Genomic DNA, 17,159 nt, shown 5'->3' with positions numbered 1-17,159 from the left:
GATATTTTTAGCCTGATGAAGACTGCTCTTTTGACCCACGCGGATTGCCTTGAACATATGACCCCGGACGGACATCCCGAACGGGTCGCGCGGCTTGAGCGTGTTCTTCATGCGCTGGAATCGCTGGATTTGGACCGAAGGACGTCTCCGCTTGCCGCGGATGATGACCTGCTGCGCATTCACCCCGAAAGCCACATACGGAGTATCCGCAGCAGCCGCCCGACTGAAGGATACAGGCAGATTGACGGCGACACTTTCATGTCTCCGGGATCGGTGGATGCGGCGTATCGTGCAGCGGGTGCTGTCGTTCGGGCGGTCGACCTTGTTCTGGGCGGTGACTCTCCGAATGCATTTTGCGCAATCCGTCCGCCGGGGCACCACGCCGAGTCCGAGACGGCGATGGGGTTTTGTCTGTTCGGCAATGCGGCGCTGGCTGCCAAACATGCGCTGGATCACCACAGGTTGAAACGCGTGGCAGTGGTAGATTTCGATGTGCACCACGGAAATGGCACGCAGGACTTACTGTGGGATGAGGCGCGTGCTTTGGTCATAACCAGCCAGCAGATGCCGTTGTGGCCCGGTACGGGACGTCCTGATGAAACCGGAGCCTACGATACGGTTTTGAATATTCCGCTGCCGCCTCGGTCCGGCGGAGCAGAGATGCGCGCAGCCTACGAAGCCCAAGCCTTCCCGCGGCTACGGGCATTCAAGCCAGAACTGATCATCATCTCGGCGGGTTTCGATGCGCATCAGGATGATCCTTTGGCAGAGCTTAACTGGTCGACCAACGATTTTGCGTGGATCACGGCCGAGCTGTGCAAGATCGCGGATGAGTGTTGTAACGGGCGTATCGTCTCGACTCTGGAAGGCGGGTATGATCTGAACGCACTGGCCGAGGCCACACGTGCCCATGTGGAAGAATTGATGAAGGCAGCCCGATGACCGATACCCCTGTAGATCAGATGACATTTGAGCAAGCGATGAAAGAGCTTGAGGCCGTTGTTGGTCAACTTGAACGAGGCGATGTGGCGTTGGATCAGTCCATTGCCCTGTATGAGCGCGGTGCCGCCTTGAAAAAGCGCTGCGAGGACGAATTGAAGCGGGCTGAAGAAAAGGTGGCCGCGATCACGCTGGATGCGGACGGTCAACCAACCGGGACGACTCCTGTCGAAGGCCTGTAAATGTTTCAGGACATTCTGGCACGGGATGCCGCGCGGATTCAGAAGCAGTTCGATCTGGTTCTGGGCGGGCTGGATGATCTGGATGTGACCCATGCGATGGCGTATGCCACCGAAGGCGGCAAGAGGCTGCGTGGATTTCTTGTTCTGGAAAGCGCGCGGCTGCACGGTGTGGACCCGGCGCAGGCCATTTGGCCCGCAACGGGGATAGAAGCGCTGCACGCCTATTCGCTGGTTCACGATGATCTACCTTGCATGGATGACGATGATCTGCGCCGGGGGCGTCCGACGGTCCATGTGAAATGGGATGAGGGAACGGCGGTTTTGGCCGGGGATGCATTGCAGACGCTAGCATTTGAGCTGTGCGCCCGACCCGAGGTCGGATCGGCCGAGGCTCGCGCAGAATTGGTACTGACTTTGGCCAAGGCAAGCGGTGTGCAGGGCATGGTGCTGGGTCAGGCGCTTGACATTGCTGCGGAAACCGCGAAATCGCCATTATCGCTGGATCAGATTACCCGGCTTCAGGCTGGCAAGACCGGTGCGTTGATTGAATGGTCGGCCTGCGCCGGTGCGCGTTTGGCTGGCGCGGATCCCGAACCCCTGCGCCGATACGCGCGGGATCTTGGACTTGCTTTTCAGATCGCTGACGACATCTTGGATATTGAAGGAGACGCGGCAATCGCCGGAAAGCGTCTTCAAAAGGATACAGAGGCAGGCAAGGCAACTTTTGTGTCGCTGCTGGGTTTGGATACCGCCAAAAGCCGGGCGGCCGAGCTGGTGGATCGGGCCTGCGACGCACTTGAAGGCTATGGGTCAACCGCGGAAACCTTGAAGGACGCCGCGCGCTTCGTTATTGCCCGGGACAGCTAAGCCAGGAACGCGCCAAATGTCAGATCGCCCGAACACGCCCTTGCTGGACCTCGTGAGCCGCCCCGCGGACCTGAAGCAGTTCTCGGACGCGCAGCTACGTCAGGTTGCGGATGAACTGCGAGCGGAAACGATCTCGGCCGTTTCGGTCACGGGCGGGCATTTGGGTGCAGGGCTGGGTGTGGTGGAACTGACCACAGCGCTGCACGCCGTGTTCGATACACCGCGCGACAAGATCATCTGGGACGTTGGGCATCAGTGCTATCCGCATAAAATCCTGACCGAACGGCGCGACCGCATCCGTACTTTGCGCATGAAAGACGGGTTGAGCGGCTTCACCAAGCGCAGCGAAAGCCCATATGACCCGTTTGGCGCGGCGCATAGCTCGACCTCGATCAGTGCGGCACTCGGGTTCTCGGTCGCGCGCGATCTGGGCGGTGTCACGCCCGAAGGATTGGGCGACGCGATCGCCGTGATCGGCGACGGTTCGATGTCGGCGGGCATGGCGTTCGAGGCGATGAACAACGCGGGCCACCTTAAGAAACGCCTGATCCTGATCCTCAACGACAACGAGATGAGCATCGCCCCCCCGGTCGGCGCGCTGTCCAATTACCTGTCCCGAATTTATGCCGAGGCTCCGTTTCACGATCTGAAAGCGGCGGCAAAAGGTGCAGTTTCTCTGCTGCCAGAGCCTTTCCGCGAGGGCGCGAAACGAGCCAAGGAAATGCTCAAGGGCATGGCAGTCGGCGGCACCTTGTTCGAGGAGTTGGGGTTTTCCTATATCGGCCCGCTTGATGGTCACGATATGGACCAGTTGCTGCCAGTTCTACGCACGGTCAAAGCGCGCGCGACTGGCCCGATCCTGATCCATGTGCTGACCAAAAAGGGCAAGGGATACGCTCCGGCAGAGCAAGCCCGCGACAAGGGCCATGCAACGGCCAAGTTTGATGTCGTGACCGGAAAACAGAAGAAAGCACCGTCAAACGCGCCGTCTTATACCTCGGTCTTTGGCAACACGCTGGTGGATGAGGCCGCGCGGGACGACAAGATCGTTGCCGTCACTGCCGCGATGCCGGATGGAACCGGCCTGAACCTGTTTGCCGAACGCTACCCCTCGCGCTGCTTTGACGTGGCGATAGCCGAACAGCACGGCGTAACCTTTGCTGCCGCGCTGGCTGCAGGCGGGATGAAGCCCTTCTGCGCGATGTATTCGACTTTTTTGCAGCGCGGTTATGACCAGGTCGTGCATGACGTGGCCATTCAGCGCCTTCCGGTGCGGTTCGCGATTGACCGGGCGGGCCTTGTAGGGGCAGACGGGGCGACCCATGCAGGGTCATTCGACATTGCCTACCTCGCCAATCTTCCCGGTATGACGGTCATGGCCGCCGCGGACGAAGCCGAACTGGTGCACATGGTTGCCACGGCAGCGGCTCATGACGACGGGCCAATCGCATTCCGCTATCCGCGTGGTGAAGGGGTCGGGGTTGACCTGCCTGAACGGGGCGAGGTTCTGGAAATCGGCAAAGGACGTATGATCCAAAAAGGGGCGCGGGTGGCGCTGTTGTCATTCGGCACCCGATTGGCCGAAGTGCAAAAAGCGGCTGAGGCTTTGTCAGCGCGCGGGATCACACCGACAATTGCGGACGCCCGGTTTGCCAAGCCTTTGGACCGTGACCTTATCCTGGACCTTGCGGCCAATCACGAGGCGCTGATCACCATCGAAGAGGGTGCGATTGGCGGTTTCGGCTCTCATGTGGCGCAGTTGCTGGCCGACGAAGGCGTCTTCGATCACGGCCTGAAATATCGGTCGATGGTTCTGCCTGATATTTTCATTGATCAGGCAAGCCCGGCGGATATGTATGCCGTGGCGGGAATGAACGCGGAACAGATCGAAGCCAAGGTGCTTTCGGTGCTGGGCGTCACCACAATCGGTGAAAAGCGCGCCTAATCGGGCCAATCGGCAGAGCAAAAACCGGAGCTTTCGGGCCCCGGTTCAATTCAACCGCGAGGCGTCAGTAAATCTGACCTCCTCGCGTAGAAACTTCTAATCAGCTTGCGGGTTCGCCCAGCGCGTTCATCAGCGTGCCCAGATTGTGCTGGAACATAGCAAGGTAGCTGGTCGCTGGGCCTCCCCGCTCGGACAGCGCATCGGAAAACAGGCGGCCACCGATGACAATGCCGGTCTCGTCCGAGATTTGCTGAACCAGAGCGGGGCTGGTGATGTTTTCCACGAACAGAGCGGCTGCACCTTCGGCCTTCAGTTGGTCGATCAGGATGGCCAGATCTTTTGCGGATGGTTCCGCCTCGGTGTCGATCCCGACAGGGGCCAGGAAGGTCAGGCCATAGGCATCAGCCAGATATCCGAACGCATCATGCGCGGTCACGACGGTGCGGCGGTCCGCAGGCAAATCTGCCAACTTGGATTTGGTCTCTGCGTCCAGCGCCTCAAGCTCTGCGATATAGGCGTCAGCATTGGCCGCGATCTGATCCGCGTGCTCAGGCATCGCAGCTTTCAACACATCCGCGACATTGGTCACATAGACCACCCCGTTCGACAATGAGTTCCACGCATGCGGGTCGATTTCGCCGTCGACCTTGACCGGAGTAATCCCATCGGTGGCGACGTGTACCGTGGCATCAGTACCCGATTCTGAAATGAGCGTGTCGGACCATGTTTCAAAGCCCAGACCGTTGACAAAGATGATGTCTGCCTTGGCGACAGCTTTGGCGTCGGCGACCGAGGGCTGATAGACATGCGCGTCTGCATCGGGGCCAACGATCGTCGTCACGTTGGCCAGATCGCCAACGACCTCTTCAACCATGTCCCCGAGGATCGAGAAACTGGCGACAATCTGGACGTCGTCCTCACCTGCAATGGCCGGAAATGCGACCAACGCAAACGAAGCCGAGGCGATGCCGGCATAGAGCGATTTTATAAGAGTCATTGTGCTTTCTCTTCTTGTTGAATCTGAGCAACGGGAATGTCGTTGGACACGACTGGTTTGCGGGCTCTTTTGCCAAAACCAAGTGGGCCGAAGATGGCCGAGACTAGGAAAATTCCGCCCGCGACCAGAACAATGGCCGGTCCGGACGGGGTCTCTGGGAACAGGTAAGACAGGGTCAGCCCGATCCAGCAACTGGACAGCGCAAAAACGAAGCCCAGAACCAACTGAGCTGTAATCGTACTGGCCCAGTATCGTGCCGCTGTTGCGGGCAGGATCATCAGACCAACGGCCATCAGCGTGCCCAAAGTCTTGAATGCGGCCAGCAGGTTCAGCACCAGCAGCAGCATGAACCCCTGATCCACCAGCCAAGGCCGCCGCGTTTGAGTTTCAAAGAAAACCGGGTCGCAGGTGCTGACAATCAAAGGCCGCAGAAGGAAGGCAAAGGCCACCAGCGTTACGGTCGCCACACCGCCCACCAGCAGCATCGACGCGTCGTCGATCCCAAGGATCGAGCCAAACAGGAAGCTTTTCAACGGAACAGCCGACCCCGCCGCAGACAGAATGAATATCCCAACCGCCAGCGCGATCAGATAGAGCGACGCAAGGCTGGCGTCGCTGCGCAGGATCGTTCTGCGCGCCAACAACGCCGTCAGCATTGCGACACCGACGCCCGCGATCAGACCGCCCACCAGCAATGACATGACTGACAGGCCAGCGGTCACGAAACCAATGACAATGCCCGGTGTGATCGCATGCGCCATCGCCTCGCCCGCCAGCGACAGACGCCGCAGAACAAGAAACGCCCCGACCGGAGCAACCGAAGCCGACAAGACGGTCGTGACCACGAAAGCACGGCGCATAAAGGCGAAGCCCCACATTTCGCTGAGCAGTTCAAACATGCGCGGGCTCCTGCGGTTTTGGGCTGGACCGGAACATCCAGGACGCCTGACTTTCGGACAGATACCCCTGCGCCACCAAACGGTCCGGCGTCAGTACATCATCCACCGGGCCATGCGTGGCCTCTTGCCCGCCAAGCAACAGGGCGTGGCTGCAATGGTCCAGCACCGAAGACAGGTCGTGCACCACCAACACGACTGAGCGTCCCTCGTCACGCCAGCGGTGAATAATCGACAGCAGATGCGCCTCGGTGCTTTGGTCAACGGCTGCAAATGGCTCGTCCAGCAGGATCAGCGGTGCGTCCTGCATAATGACACGCGCGAACAGGGCGCGCTGCAACTGCCCACCTGACAGCATGTGAATTGGGCGGTCAGCGATATCAAGAACACCGGCCTCGTCCAGCGCAGCGGTCATTCGGTCACGTGCCGCATTGTCCAGCCCCGACCGAAATCCAAACCCGCGCCAGGCACCCATTGCCGCCAAGTCCCGCACGCGAATTGGGAAACGCCGGTCAAATTCTGTCATTTGTGCCAAGTAACCGATTTCGCGCGGGCGGCCCTTGGGCCAATTCAGGCTGCCCGACAGCGGGTCCATCAAGCCCAATAACATTTTCACAAACGTGCTTTTACCTGACCCGTTGGCACCTAACACAGCCAAGGTTGTTCCCGCCTCGATATCCATCGTCAGTCGGCGAAACAACGTCAGTTCGCGGTACCCAAGCGTCACATCGCGGATTTGCAGAACGGCCGTCATCAGATCACCATGTAAATCGCAAGCCACAACAGCGCAGACAGCACCAAGGCACCCGCGACCAGAACCGGCACGCTGAGCTCGGTCAGGCAGCGTCCGCGTTGGCCCACGGCATAATTCGAACGGCGCGTCATGGGGTTGCCTCGCAGGGCATAAGGCAAGCGTAATCAGACAGCGTCAAGGCGGCGATGTCCCTGCACATTCTGCAGGGCCTGAACTGACAGTAATGCAATGACATGCGCATCGCCTCCTTCATTCAGACGGGGGACAAGCGAGTACAAGACAACGGGCGGCACAACCGCTTGAAACATTGTCATCTCCCTCTGGGACACCCCGCCCAGGTTCTTAAATATTCGGATGGCAGGTCTCCTGACTTACGGGTCTACGCTTTCCCGATCCTTCCCAGACAAATGCCCAGTGGACGATCTCGGGTCGCTCACCGCCTACAGTTGCGGGGGCAGTCACGGACTTGACCCATTTGACCGGGTCGCACCGTATTCCCTTTTATCCCTTCCCGCAAACAGCGGTCGGGAACCATCCCGGCGACAAAATAGGAACCGGGTCGATTCGGCAAGGGTCCACACCCAGCCTTGGCAGTTGTACGCCGCTGCGCGGGGCGCGACAAAAGGAAGCCCGACCCCAAGACCACATGCGCTCTGAACAGAGGTTAAATGCGAGAATAAACGCCATGTTGCGGTTTTCCTTTGGCATTGCCTCTCAACTTCGACCCTTCCGGCCAAGGTTGAACACCTGATCTTGAAGCAGTTTCGACTAATGAAGGGCAAGACAGCGATCCAACTTGTCGAATCGTTTTTCTGAAACAGACGTTGAGACCCACTATATCTAAGTGTTCGGTATGCACTACCGCGGTTTGCGCTGTTACGATGCCCCGCGATTACCCAATTGCTAATCCTGACCGCAGCCCGGACCGAATTTATCAAAGTCGAAAACGCAACCGGCACCAAGAAAAATGGCTGAAAGCCTTGATCCCAAATCCTAATTTGCATCGAAATTGAGAGGAGTGGTGCCTCAAGAGGGACTCGAACCCCCGACCTTGTCCTTACGAATTTTACCGTCCATGTGTTGGACGTGACCGGATCAGGCCCGCCGAACCCACATAACTCATTACGATTGCTTGACTAATTATCGTGTCGATCTTGGACGGTGCTGGACCATGGAAGAGAACGTTTGACGTACATCCCCTACTAATCCCCTACTAGTGACCCTACTCCATCGACGGGTGTCGAGACAGGCGGCCCAACTGCGTGCCCAGCTTCGAAGGAGTTGGCGAGGTACCTCGAGCGAACTGGTGAAATCACAAGCGCCATTTTCCAGAATTTTGCTTGGCGGTTCAAAGCCTCTCGTACACCGCGAACCCGCAACACCCACTATCGCTCATTTCTTTCGCGCTCGGCCGTGTTTCGATCTCGGAAGATATGCGGAAGACGGGTCAAATTCAGTGCGAACACGGAAAATCTCGTATGGGGCTGTACGAATTCCTATCATGTAGCGGCCATCAGGCGCTCGCCTCTTGTCCTTCTTAAAAGACCATCCTCGAGACGCAGCATAGTCAACCAGTTCCTTAACATTTCGGATCTGCGCTCTATCGAGTAGTTCTTGTAAGGCGCGTTGATTTGGATCGTTGTTCGGATTTGGCGAGCCTGGGCCTTCCCTCCCCAAGCGAGCATGATTTGACCTCTTTATGCTCTGCTTCCCTTTACAATCTGGATACTTCACACACCCAAGAAATTTACCCCACTTACCTGGGCGCTCGACCAGCCAACCATCTGAGCATTCCGGGCAAGCTGGAAAAGTTGCTCCACAGCTGCAAGCCAGCTGTCCGGGCTGGGTTTTGTCCGCGACTGGGAGATCCTTGCCGCATACGTTGCAAGGTCGAAGCGTCTCACCGCAGAGCTTTCGGTGCTCGCACTGGAAGTACGGGTTCCCCTTCTTTGAGGTTTGCGCGAGCATTCTGCCCCCGCATGCACCGCATCGGTGTTCGGCAATGCCCGCTTCACCGAGCTCAACCGCTCCATAATCAGGGTTTTCAATCAGCTCACGCGCGAAGACAGAAGGCCTTTGCCGATCTGCCAGAACCGTTACGGTTTTCCGAGCTCGCGTTAGGGCGACGTAGAACAGCCTCCTTTCCTCGGCGTGGTCGTATTCCTCTGGCTTAGGAAGAACGAGATCCAGCAAAGGATCGTCCACAATCTCAGACGGAAACCCCATGCGGTCAGAGGCCGCTTTTAGTATCACCACGTGATCGGCCTCCAATCCCTTGGAGCGATGGACCGTCATGAACTTTAGAGAGAGGTTTGAAAAGCGCCTTCGCAGCTGGGGCAGCTCTTCTGGGCTCAAGTAATTATAGCGACCAAGCAAGAGAACGGATGTTTCGCTTCCGCTGGCGGCAGCTTCGACATCTTCAAGAGCAGATTTGAGTGCATCAAGCTCCTGACCCCACCCGTAGTGTGCAACCCTAATCGCCGGGATTTCTGATGTACCCGCCGGAATTACTTGTTTTGTGATTTGTGACGGGTTCTGAAGAACGAATGTTCGAGCGGGTATGGCAATTTTGTCGACACTTCGAAATGTGCGCCCAAGATCAACCGAGCTGTGTATACCAGATGCCCCAGCGAAGACGCCGCCAAACTCTTCACCGAAGTCTCTCATCAGATGAATATCTGATCCAGTGAACCGATAGATTGACTGCCAATCGTCTCCAACTGCAAAAACCCGCGCGTCTTGATGTTGCGATTTGAGGGCCTTCAGCAGGCTCGCTCTTCCTTCGGAAATATCCTGAAACTCATCCACCAGAAGGTGGCGGTAGGGGCTCTTGTACCGACCCGCTTTTACATGCTCCGTCGCCCGAACGATCATATCTTCAAAGTCGATGCGGTCGCCCAACCGATTTTGATAGGCGTTAAGTACTGGTTCGAAGATTTTTAAGAACGCAGCGCCGCGCGCCTTATCACGGGATCTTTTCGCCCGGTCTAGACAGTTCGAAATACTCGTCCCAGAGCTTTTGAAGTGCCGAAGGAACGTGCCTAGGACTTGCGTAAAGGTGTCTACCTGACCCATTTCCGTCAGCTGTTCGAAGACCTGCTCAGGTGGGATTGGGTTGGGGGTGGCGTAGGGCGCAAGCTTCTCTTCCAGCGTCTCTGTCAGACGACCTTCAACACGTTCGTAGCTGAAAGTTTCGACCAGAGTTGTTTCATGTTCGGCGTGGACCTTCCGTTTCCACTCCATGCCTTCAAGATATTCTGTGCGATCGACGTGAGGTGCAGTTGTAAGCCTGGCTTCTCCGTTCGGTCCTTGAGACTTCCGAACGCCGAAGTGCTCAATATAGACGCCGCTTTCAGTAAGTCGGAAGTCCGGTGTGTAGGCAGTCCTGTCGTTCTCTGGGAGATCGTGTTCGTAGTCAGGCTCATATTCGTAGGCTATGCCATTCAAGTAGAGCCAATTGGCGATTTCCCACTCTTCGAAGCTCTTCACTAGTTCGCCTTGCAGCGTTCGAAGCTCATGCGACTCAACGTACTGATAATATTCGTCCTTTGTCTTGAAGTCCCATTCGCTCTTGTAGGGCCAATAGAACTCCGAAAACCACTTTAGGAGCAGCGCACCGAGCGCCGGTTGCGCCGCAATGTCGTTGAAGAGAATGTCCCGTAGAAGCACCGTGAATTGCTTGTCGTCGCTTGCATGCGCCGCCAGCGCCGGAGCTCCGCTCTCGACCTGGCGTATGATACTATTGCCAAGTGCGTGGAAGGTCAGCGCGTCCACCTTCGCGCCTGCCCGCTCTTCGATGCGAGTGGCCATTTCGGCGGCCGCATCTTTTCCGAATGCCATGAGCAAAATTTCGTCTGGTCGCCGAATACCGCTTTTGATCAGGTATGCGGCTTTGGCGACGATTACACTTGTCTTGCCGGAACCTGCCCCAGCAAGAACAAGCGTCGCGTCTTCGTCGGTAGTAACAGCCAGTCGCTGCTCCGGCGTCAGTGGGTTTGACTCGATCGTGTTGAAGAAGTCTTCGAATTGGCCGAGCTCCGCGTCAGTAAATATCTTGATTGCGGCGTTGCGCAATTGCACTGGCTCTCTCTGAAACTTCCAAACTCGATCCAGGATTTTCTGCTGTTCAGGTGGCAGGACACCTTTGGGTATCTCGGCTGGCAGTTTCTCAACTACAGCGTTTGCGCGCTCCAAGAATGGTTGGAGAAGGCACGCTGATGGATAACGTTTCGGCTGATCCAAACGTCCAACTGCTTCAGCCAGAGCGCGGAGTTCTCCGTCAGAGTGGTCGACCTGCTCGACAAAGTGTCTCCGCCAAGCAGTGTTGGCCGATGTGACGAAGTCGGCTGCATCTGACTTCTTAAAGCTGGCGACTTTGACCTCCTCACCGCCCCTGATGGTCACCATCACCGACGACTTCCCCAAGGTCTTGGTTACTTGCAGGGGGTGCGTAATGTCCGCGAACGAATATTGTCTGGGGGCTCTAGATAGTATTGTTACCCCAGTATTCGAAAGCGCGATTCCTCTGTATCGGTGCCCCAGAAGGCTCATTACCAGGCCGGCAAGCCGGCTTCGCACTATCTCTTTCCGCTTCTTTGGTTCCATAGTGCGCAATTACTCCGGTTCTTAATCGCCAATTTTCTACAGCAAAATCAGACGGCAGTAAGGCAGCAACCTAAGCGCAGGTGCGTTCCCAAAGGCACCAACGCGCCAGCGCTAAGCGCGACGATCGCCCCGGATTGCCCATTCACCGCGACCAACGTTGGCGAAAAGATCAGTCCCACGATAGTTGGCCGAGTCGGACGAGTGATCTTCCAGCGTCCTTCTAATAGTTGCATCAAGCGTCTTTGGAACTGAGCGCCCAGCGTTCTGGCGGATATTCTCTACTTCCCTATAGATCGAATGCAGGGTGGCAGTGCCTCCGAGTCTACGAATTGCTTCGAACACGTCATCTACCCAGCGGATCTTTCCCAATGGAGTCTCCTTCTCAATTGTTTGACCAAGAGTCTTTTCAGAGCTTTTTACCTCTAAAGACTCGGAAGAATCGGTTGGTTGTGAGAAAGACTCGGATCTCGGATGTGTTCCTTCCGACTCCGCCGCCAGATTTTTTGCTTCAGAGTCTTTGATCAACGTGTAATCCGGCAATACTCTAGAAAGTATTTCATTTTCAGACTCTTCACCGTCTGTTCGCAGCGCCCAGATCAAGGCGAATACGCTGGTTTCGACTTCAATACTGCGCATTGGGACCTCCCATTGTAGCGGTTCGGCATATGTAGTGAGCCGCATGCCTCACGTCAAGAGGTAAACATTTACAATCCCCCAATTGGTTTGATTGGCTTGCGCTTCCTGCATTATCCGTCGCCGCAATTCCCCTCACCTGTAATCACAGCTTGTGCACGGCTCTCCCGAAGCGCCCAAATGTTAACCTGAACCGCAATACACAGTTTTGTTAGCCACAGGTGCAACTGCCAGCCGCACCAAACCCGGTAAACACGGCAAACCAGGGCAACCCCACCCCATCGACGGCGTACGGCGCTTACGGTGGGCGAGCCATCCCAGGTTCGAACGAGTTGGCGAATGGAGCTGGGCCTTGGTGCCGTCATCGCAATATGGGTTCGGCATAATCTACTACCATGCCGCGTTTGGCTCGTTATAGTTGTCACAAAATTGCAGTAAAATGGAAATTTGTGATTAAAAATGGCGACTTGGACGGGATATGAAACAACACCGGCAGTTCTTGCTCAGGCAGACGCATGGAAATCCAGGTGCCTGCAGGGCAGTGGCAGCGTTTTTTCAGATCAGGCACTTTGGACCACCGAAAATTTCGCTGATCTAAGGACACATTTTGTCGATAACCCAATTTTGGGTGATCAAAAATTCTATGAAAAACTTGCCCTTCAGCTAGAAGGCGCAAGACCGGAAGTTGCTAAGCTCGCAGCCGAGGCGTTGTGGTTGTTGCTTATGTTCGTCGGCGATAGCTACTTTGGTGCCGCAACCAAGACGGACCGCATTCGAGAGGTCTGGGAGCTTTCGGGTGACCAGCTCCCTAAGACTGCGGCCCTTAATGCAGACGCATTGGCTGGGGTCGCCAACCCAGGGACTGCATTTCTTACAAAGATTCCCGATGAGTTTGGCTTTCTTACTGAGTTGCTTGTTGCTTGGAAACAGATGCCGGTCGAGAACCGCTCGACATTGCTGGACGACGCCCCCTGGGAGCTATGTGAATGGGTCGCAAGTAATGATGGCAGTGCGGTTAGAGCGTTTCGCCACATGTTTCTGTATTTTTGCTACCCGTCATATTTCGAACGGATTTGCAGCAGAAATCACAAAAAGCAACTCTATGGTTCTTTTTCTGAAATCTTAGATCAGGATCAGGACTTTTTTAAAGTCGATAAAACTCCATGCAATTTGGACAAAACCATTCTCTCAATCCGCAAGAAATTGGAAGCAGAGCACGGCACAACAGGGATCGATTTTTATGACAAGAACTTAAGGGACAGATGGGGAAAAGAGGACAAAGATTCAAAAAAACGCAAGACCGGTGCCGGTAGTGAGCAACCCGCCGCGGGTCCCAACATTTGGATTGAGAAGACGATCGTCAAAAGCAGACCTGATCGTCAGTCAGGGGAACACCGTCTTGGCGAGGCACTTTGGTCGCCACAACGCGCCAAAAACGGTGGTGACTTCTATTCAAGTATGCGTTTGGTGGCACCTGGTGATATCGTTCTGCACCTGACAGACAACCTCGGTTTCACAGGCAAGTCCGTAGTTGCTGAGGAGGTGAATGATCAGTTTGTCGGCCTTCCAGACACCGATTGGGCAGGCCAACCTGGCTATCGTGTCCAACTACGTGAATTCGAACCTCTGGACCCAGAACTAGCGCGCGATGTGTTCTTCAAGGACGCGGAAATCGGACCAGAAATGCGCGCCCTCTTGGATACCGAAGACGGCCACGGTCTGTTCTACAATCGGAAACTCGAATTGAATCAAGGCGCGTATTTATCCAAAGCGCCTCGGTCTTTGGTGTCCCTGCTTAATAAGGCGTATCAGAAGACCGCAGGGAGAAAGCTGGTTGATTTGCCCGATGTGACCACCCCCGTCAAACGCCGAAAGACGAGCACAATGCAGACCAAATCTCTCAATACGATCTTCTACGGACCCCCGGGAACTGGGAAGACATATGTCACTGCAAGGCGCGCCGTAGAAATCTGTGATGACCTGGCTCCCGCTGAAAATGGGGAGCTACGGGAACGTTATGACCAGCTCGTAAAACAAAAGCGGGTCGAATTCGTTACTTTTCACCAGACGTATGGCTACGAAGAGTTTGTTGAAGGGCTACGACCAGAAACGGGTGAAAGCGACGACGAGACCTCGAGCGCGGGTTTTCGGCTTCAACCCGTGGACGGTGTGCTCAAAAGGATCGCCGACAGAGCAAGAAAACTACCGAGCACGACTGCAGAAACTTTTGACCCTTCAGGGCGGAAGGTCTTTAAAGTTTCACTCGGGCGCAGCAATAACCCCGAAGACGATTATTTGCGCGATGAATGTCTAAAGAATGGATATGTCCTCTTGGGTTATGGAGGCGAAATTGACTGGTCAGGTCCGCAGTTTGATAGCTACGAAGCGATAGCAAATCGATGGCGAGAGGAGCCTGGGCAAGAAGACACTGACGGGCGCCATGGCAACATCGTATTCACGTCACAGATACGCGTTGCAATGCAGGCTGGCGATGTCGTTCTAGCAAGTCGAGGAAACCGTCGGATACAGGCGATAGGCATTGTATCAGGACCTTATGAGTATGTTCCTCGCGACATTGATGAATACCACCATCGACGCCCAGTTAAGTGGCTCTGGAAAGATGAAACGGATGACGGCATTGCCGTAGAGGATATTTACTCAAAGAACTTCACCCAGCACCCGATCTATCAGCTCTATAACAATCAGATTAACTGGGACGCTTTGGTGCCTTATGTCCAAGAAAAGAGATCGGCCGCTCCACCACCACCCCATGTTTTGATTATCGACGAAATTAACCGTGCTAACATTTCCAAGGTTATGGGTGAGCTCATAACGCTTTTGGAAGAGGACAAGAGATCCGGCGCACAAAACGAAATCTCTGTGACTCTGCCGCACTCGGGCGAGGCATTCACGCTGCCACCAAACCTTCACATCATTGGAACAATGAATACGGCTGATAGGTCAATTGCTCTGCTCGACACGGCCCTGCGACGGCGCTTTCATTTCGTAGAAATGCCACCGAAGCCCAATGTTCTCAAAGAGATTGACGGCGTTGATGTCGCCTCTGTGCTCGAAAGCATCAATTTCCGTTTGGAGTGGTTCCTTGGAACGGACCAACTCATTGGTCACGCGTGGTTGATGGGCGCAACGACTCTCCCTGAACTCGATGCAGTCATGTCGAAAAAAATAATGCCTCTTCTGCGCGAATACTTCCATGAGGACCTTGATCGTGTTCGGGCCGTGCTTGGCGGTGGAGACAGCTTCTTGCAGCGTGAAAAGATCCCGACACCACCCGGAATCGATGACTATGGCGAGGAGCGCTGGAAGTTTGTGGATCGCTACTTAAGCGAAGGTTCATACGGGTTAGCGGCTTATGCGGAAGCCATTACTGGTGCGGAACCGGTTGATTCTGAATGACGGCTCTAGGATCCAAACCACTACCAACCATTACACGGCGCGAATGGCAGGAACTGCGCGTGGAGGATGGCGGCCTTCGCGAGTCTCAAGCCGACAGGTTACACGGTGTTGCTGTACAAGCTGCGCGCCAACTAAGGCTTCCAGAAACTGGCGTGCTTACCAGGACCCATCATGGATTGAGAGCCCAGCAGGTCACGGGAATTCTGTCGATCCCAGGCCTTACCGTTGAAATACTCCCCAAGATTGAAGGCGAAGACGGCGCTGTTCGCGGTGCATTAATCCGAATGCTTGCGGTCGCCTATGACTTGCGCGTTTCCGAAGGGGAATTGTCCTCTCTGCAAACCCAAAGGCACGACTTGCTTGAACTGCTAATCCGCCTTTTCTGCGAGAGACTGCTTGCAGCAGTTAAGCACGGCCTTTCACGGCAATACCTAGAGCGAGAGGACGACCTTCCCGTGTTCCGCGGCAGTCTGCTCGTAAAGCGCCAGTTGACGATACACGCAGCGCGCCCGGACCGGCTGGCGTGCAGATTTGACGAACTAAGTGAAAATACTCCGATCAATCGGGTTCTCAAGGCAGCGGTACTCCGGTTAGCGAAACTTGCTCGAACTGCCGACAACCTCAGGCGGCTGGATGAGCTGGCAAGCCGTCTTGAGCATGCGGGAACCAGCGCTAGACCGCTTGCAGAGCCGGTTCGCTTAGACCGTACGAATACCGCATTCCATAGCGTGTACGGTTTGGCGAGATTGTTCTTGTCAGGCGATTGGCAAAGTACCGTTTCTGGTGGGCCGTCAGGGTTCTCTCTGCTCTTCCCGATGAACGACCTGTTTGAGAAGTTTATTGGTAAAAGCTTAAAGCGCGCGTTGTCACCATTGCCGGTACGACTCCAAGATCGCAGGCATTATGCTTTGAGGCACCTTCCAGGAGGAGCGGGGGCATTTTCACTCAGACCCGATGTAGTTGTTGAGGCCGAAGATGGGCCCGTGATCCTCGATACGAAGTGGAAACGTCTTGATACTGAAGACGTAAGAAATCGGAACGTGTCACAGTCAGACGTTTATCAGATGCTGGCTTACGCTCATGCCTACGATGCCGATCGGCTTATCCTACTTTACCCATGGGACAGCCACCTAGGCGAACCGGGACTATTGAAGGAATGGAATGTGGCCGGTACGAAGCGCTTGCTACAAGCGGTTTGCGTAGACGTAGGTCGTCCAAATCAGGTGATCCATCAGCTTCGTCGGCTCTTCTTGTCATTCCCTGCGGATCGATAAACCGGGTCACCCCACCCCATCAACGGGTATTTGTTAAAGGCAGGGGGTGCAGGTCCCGCGCCCCGAGGTCATGGGCGGAAGGGTGCCCGTCGATCGAGAATCGAAGACCGGCCTTTCGAAGGGGTTACTCTAACACCACCATCCTTGAAACCCGGCCTCACGCGCGTGCGCGCGCGAGAGGCAAGTCGGACCGTCTTGGACGCAGACAGACAGAGCCGCCCAGAATCATCTATCTATCTGATTTTCATTGTATATTTTCGAAGAAACCCCATATTGAATGTAGGATTCATGGAGGTAAAAATGCCCGCATTTCACTTCACTAAGCGCTCTGTCGAAGCACTTGATAATCCCGCGAAAGGGCAGGTTTTGTATAGAGACACAACGCTCAAAGGCTTCGGTGTACGTGTGGGCTCCGCATCCAAAGTATTTTTCACCGAAGGACAAGTGAACAACCGAACTAGGCGAGTGACTATCGGGCGAGCAGACGTCATCAGCGTGGATGAAGCTCGCAAGCGTGCTCTTGGAATTCTGAGCGTGTCTGACGTCAGCGCCAATGGGACATTTTAGGTCGATTTGATAAGAGAGGGTTT

At 55.5% G+C, this 17,159-nt stretch carries 13 protein-coding genes and 1 riboswitch; of the genes, 7 read left to right on the top strand and 6 right to left on the bottom strand.

The annotated features are described in order from the left end of the window. Window positions 1–15 precede the first annotated feature (15 nt). From GOV88_RS09415 to dxs, 4 genes are read left to right on the top strand one after another with little or no spacing between them, the layout of a single operon-like run. On the top strand, window positions 16–942 hold the full coding sequence (locus tag GOV88_RS09415) for a histone deacetylase family protein (RefSeq protein WP_171240248.1): 927 nt from the start codon (window positions 16–18) through the stop codon (window positions 940–942). After that, the gene (locus GOV88_RS09410) at window positions 939–1,181 is read left to right on the top strand and encodes an exodeoxyribonuclease VII small subunit (protein ID WP_171123978.1); all 243 of its coding nucleotides are present in this window, start codon (window positions 939–941) and stop codon (window positions 1,179–1,181) included. The genes GOV88_RS09415 and GOV88_RS09410 overlap by 4 nt, the downstream gene beginning before the upstream one ends. Then, window positions 1,182–2,048: a polyprenyl synthetase family protein gene (locus GOV88_RS09405; RefSeq protein ID WP_171240247.1), complete on the top strand. Its 867-nt coding sequence runs from the start codon at window positions 1,182–1,184 to the stop codon at window positions 2,046–2,048. 16 nt (window positions 2,049–2,064) lie between these two features. Then, window positions 2,065–3,993 (top strand): 1-deoxy-D-xylulose-5-phosphate synthase, encoded by a 1,929-nt coding sequence (gene dxs, locus GOV88_RS09400; protein WP_171240246.1) that lies wholly within the window; start codon window positions 2,065–2,067, stop codon window positions 3,991–3,993. A gap of 100 nt (window positions 3,994–4,093) precedes the next feature. Here the strand turns inward: dxs and GOV88_RS09395 are convergent, their stop codons facing one another. The 6 genes from GOV88_RS09395 to GOV88_RS09375 form a co-directional block, all read right to left on the bottom strand. Continuing rightward, a complete protein-coding gene (locus tag GOV88_RS09395) occupies window positions 4,094–4,990 on the bottom strand; it encodes a metal ABC transporter solute-binding protein, Zn/Mn family (RefSeq protein ID WP_171240245.1) in 897 nt (298 codons plus the stop codon). Beyond that, window positions 4,987–5,889 (bottom strand): metal ABC transporter permease, encoded by a 903-nt coding sequence (locus tag GOV88_RS09390; protein WP_217350996.1) that lies wholly within the window; start codon window positions 5,887–5,889, stop codon window positions 4,987–4,989. Before GOV88_RS09390 ends, GOV88_RS09395 begins: the two co-directional genes overlap by 4 nt. Beyond that, complete coding sequence (locus tag GOV88_RS09385) at window positions 5,882–6,640, bottom strand: metal ABC transporter ATP-binding protein (protein WP_171240244.1); 759 nt, start codon at window positions 6,638–6,640, stop codon at window positions 5,882–5,884. Before GOV88_RS09385 ends, GOV88_RS09390 begins: the two co-directional genes overlap by 8 nt. After that, window positions 6,640–6,771: a hypothetical protein gene (locus tag GOV88_RS20615; RefSeq protein ID WP_256367674.1), complete on the bottom strand. Its 132-nt coding sequence runs from the start codon at window positions 6,769–6,771 to the stop codon at window positions 6,640–6,642. Before GOV88_RS20615 ends, GOV88_RS09385 begins: the two co-directional genes overlap by 1 nt. 207 nt (window positions 6,772–6,978) lie before the next feature. Further along, window positions 6,979–7,191: riboswitch (cobalamin riboswitch) on the bottom strand. An 841-nt stretch (window positions 7,192–8,032) separates the two neighbouring features. Continuing rightward, entirely contained in the window at window positions 8,033–11,047 is a 3,015-nt protein-coding gene (locus GOV88_RS09380; protein WP_254449211.1) for a UvrD-helicase domain-containing protein, read from the bottom strand. A gap of 309 nt (window positions 11,048–11,356) precedes the next feature. Next, window positions 11,357–11,881 (bottom strand): hypothetical protein, encoded by a 525-nt coding sequence (locus GOV88_RS09375; protein ID WP_171240243.1) that lies wholly within the window; start codon window positions 11,879–11,881, stop codon window positions 11,357–11,359. 456 nt (window positions 11,882–12,337) lie between these two features. Here GOV88_RS09375 and GOV88_RS20480 point away from each other — a divergent pair, with 456 nt between their 5' ends. From GOV88_RS20480 to GOV88_RS20755, 3 genes are all read left to right on the top strand, one after another. Then, window positions 12,338–15,295 (top strand): AAA family ATPase, encoded by a 2,958-nt coding sequence (locus tag GOV88_RS20480; RefSeq protein WP_254449205.1) that lies wholly within the window; start codon window positions 12,338–12,340, stop codon window positions 15,293–15,295. A 59-nt stretch (window positions 15,296–15,354) separates the two neighbouring features. Further along, entirely contained in the window at window positions 15,355–16,569 is a 1,215-nt protein-coding gene (locus tag GOV88_RS09365) for an McrC family protein (protein WP_171240242.1), read from the top strand. A gap of 288 nt (window positions 16,570–16,857) precedes the next feature. Then, window positions 16,858–17,136: an Arm DNA-binding domain-containing protein gene (locus GOV88_RS20755; protein ID WP_371808227.1), complete on the top strand. Its 279-nt coding sequence runs from the start codon at window positions 16,858–16,860 to the stop codon at window positions 17,134–17,136. The last annotated feature ends 23 nt before the right edge of the window (window positions 17,137–17,159 follow it).

Source organism: Ruegeria sp. HKCCA5491 (genome assembly GCF_013034565.1).
Classification (GTDB): domain Bacteria; phylum Pseudomonadota; class Alphaproteobacteria; order Rhodobacterales; family Rhodobacteraceae; genus Ruegeria.
This window is presented reverse-complemented; position numbering and strand designations above follow the sequence as displayed.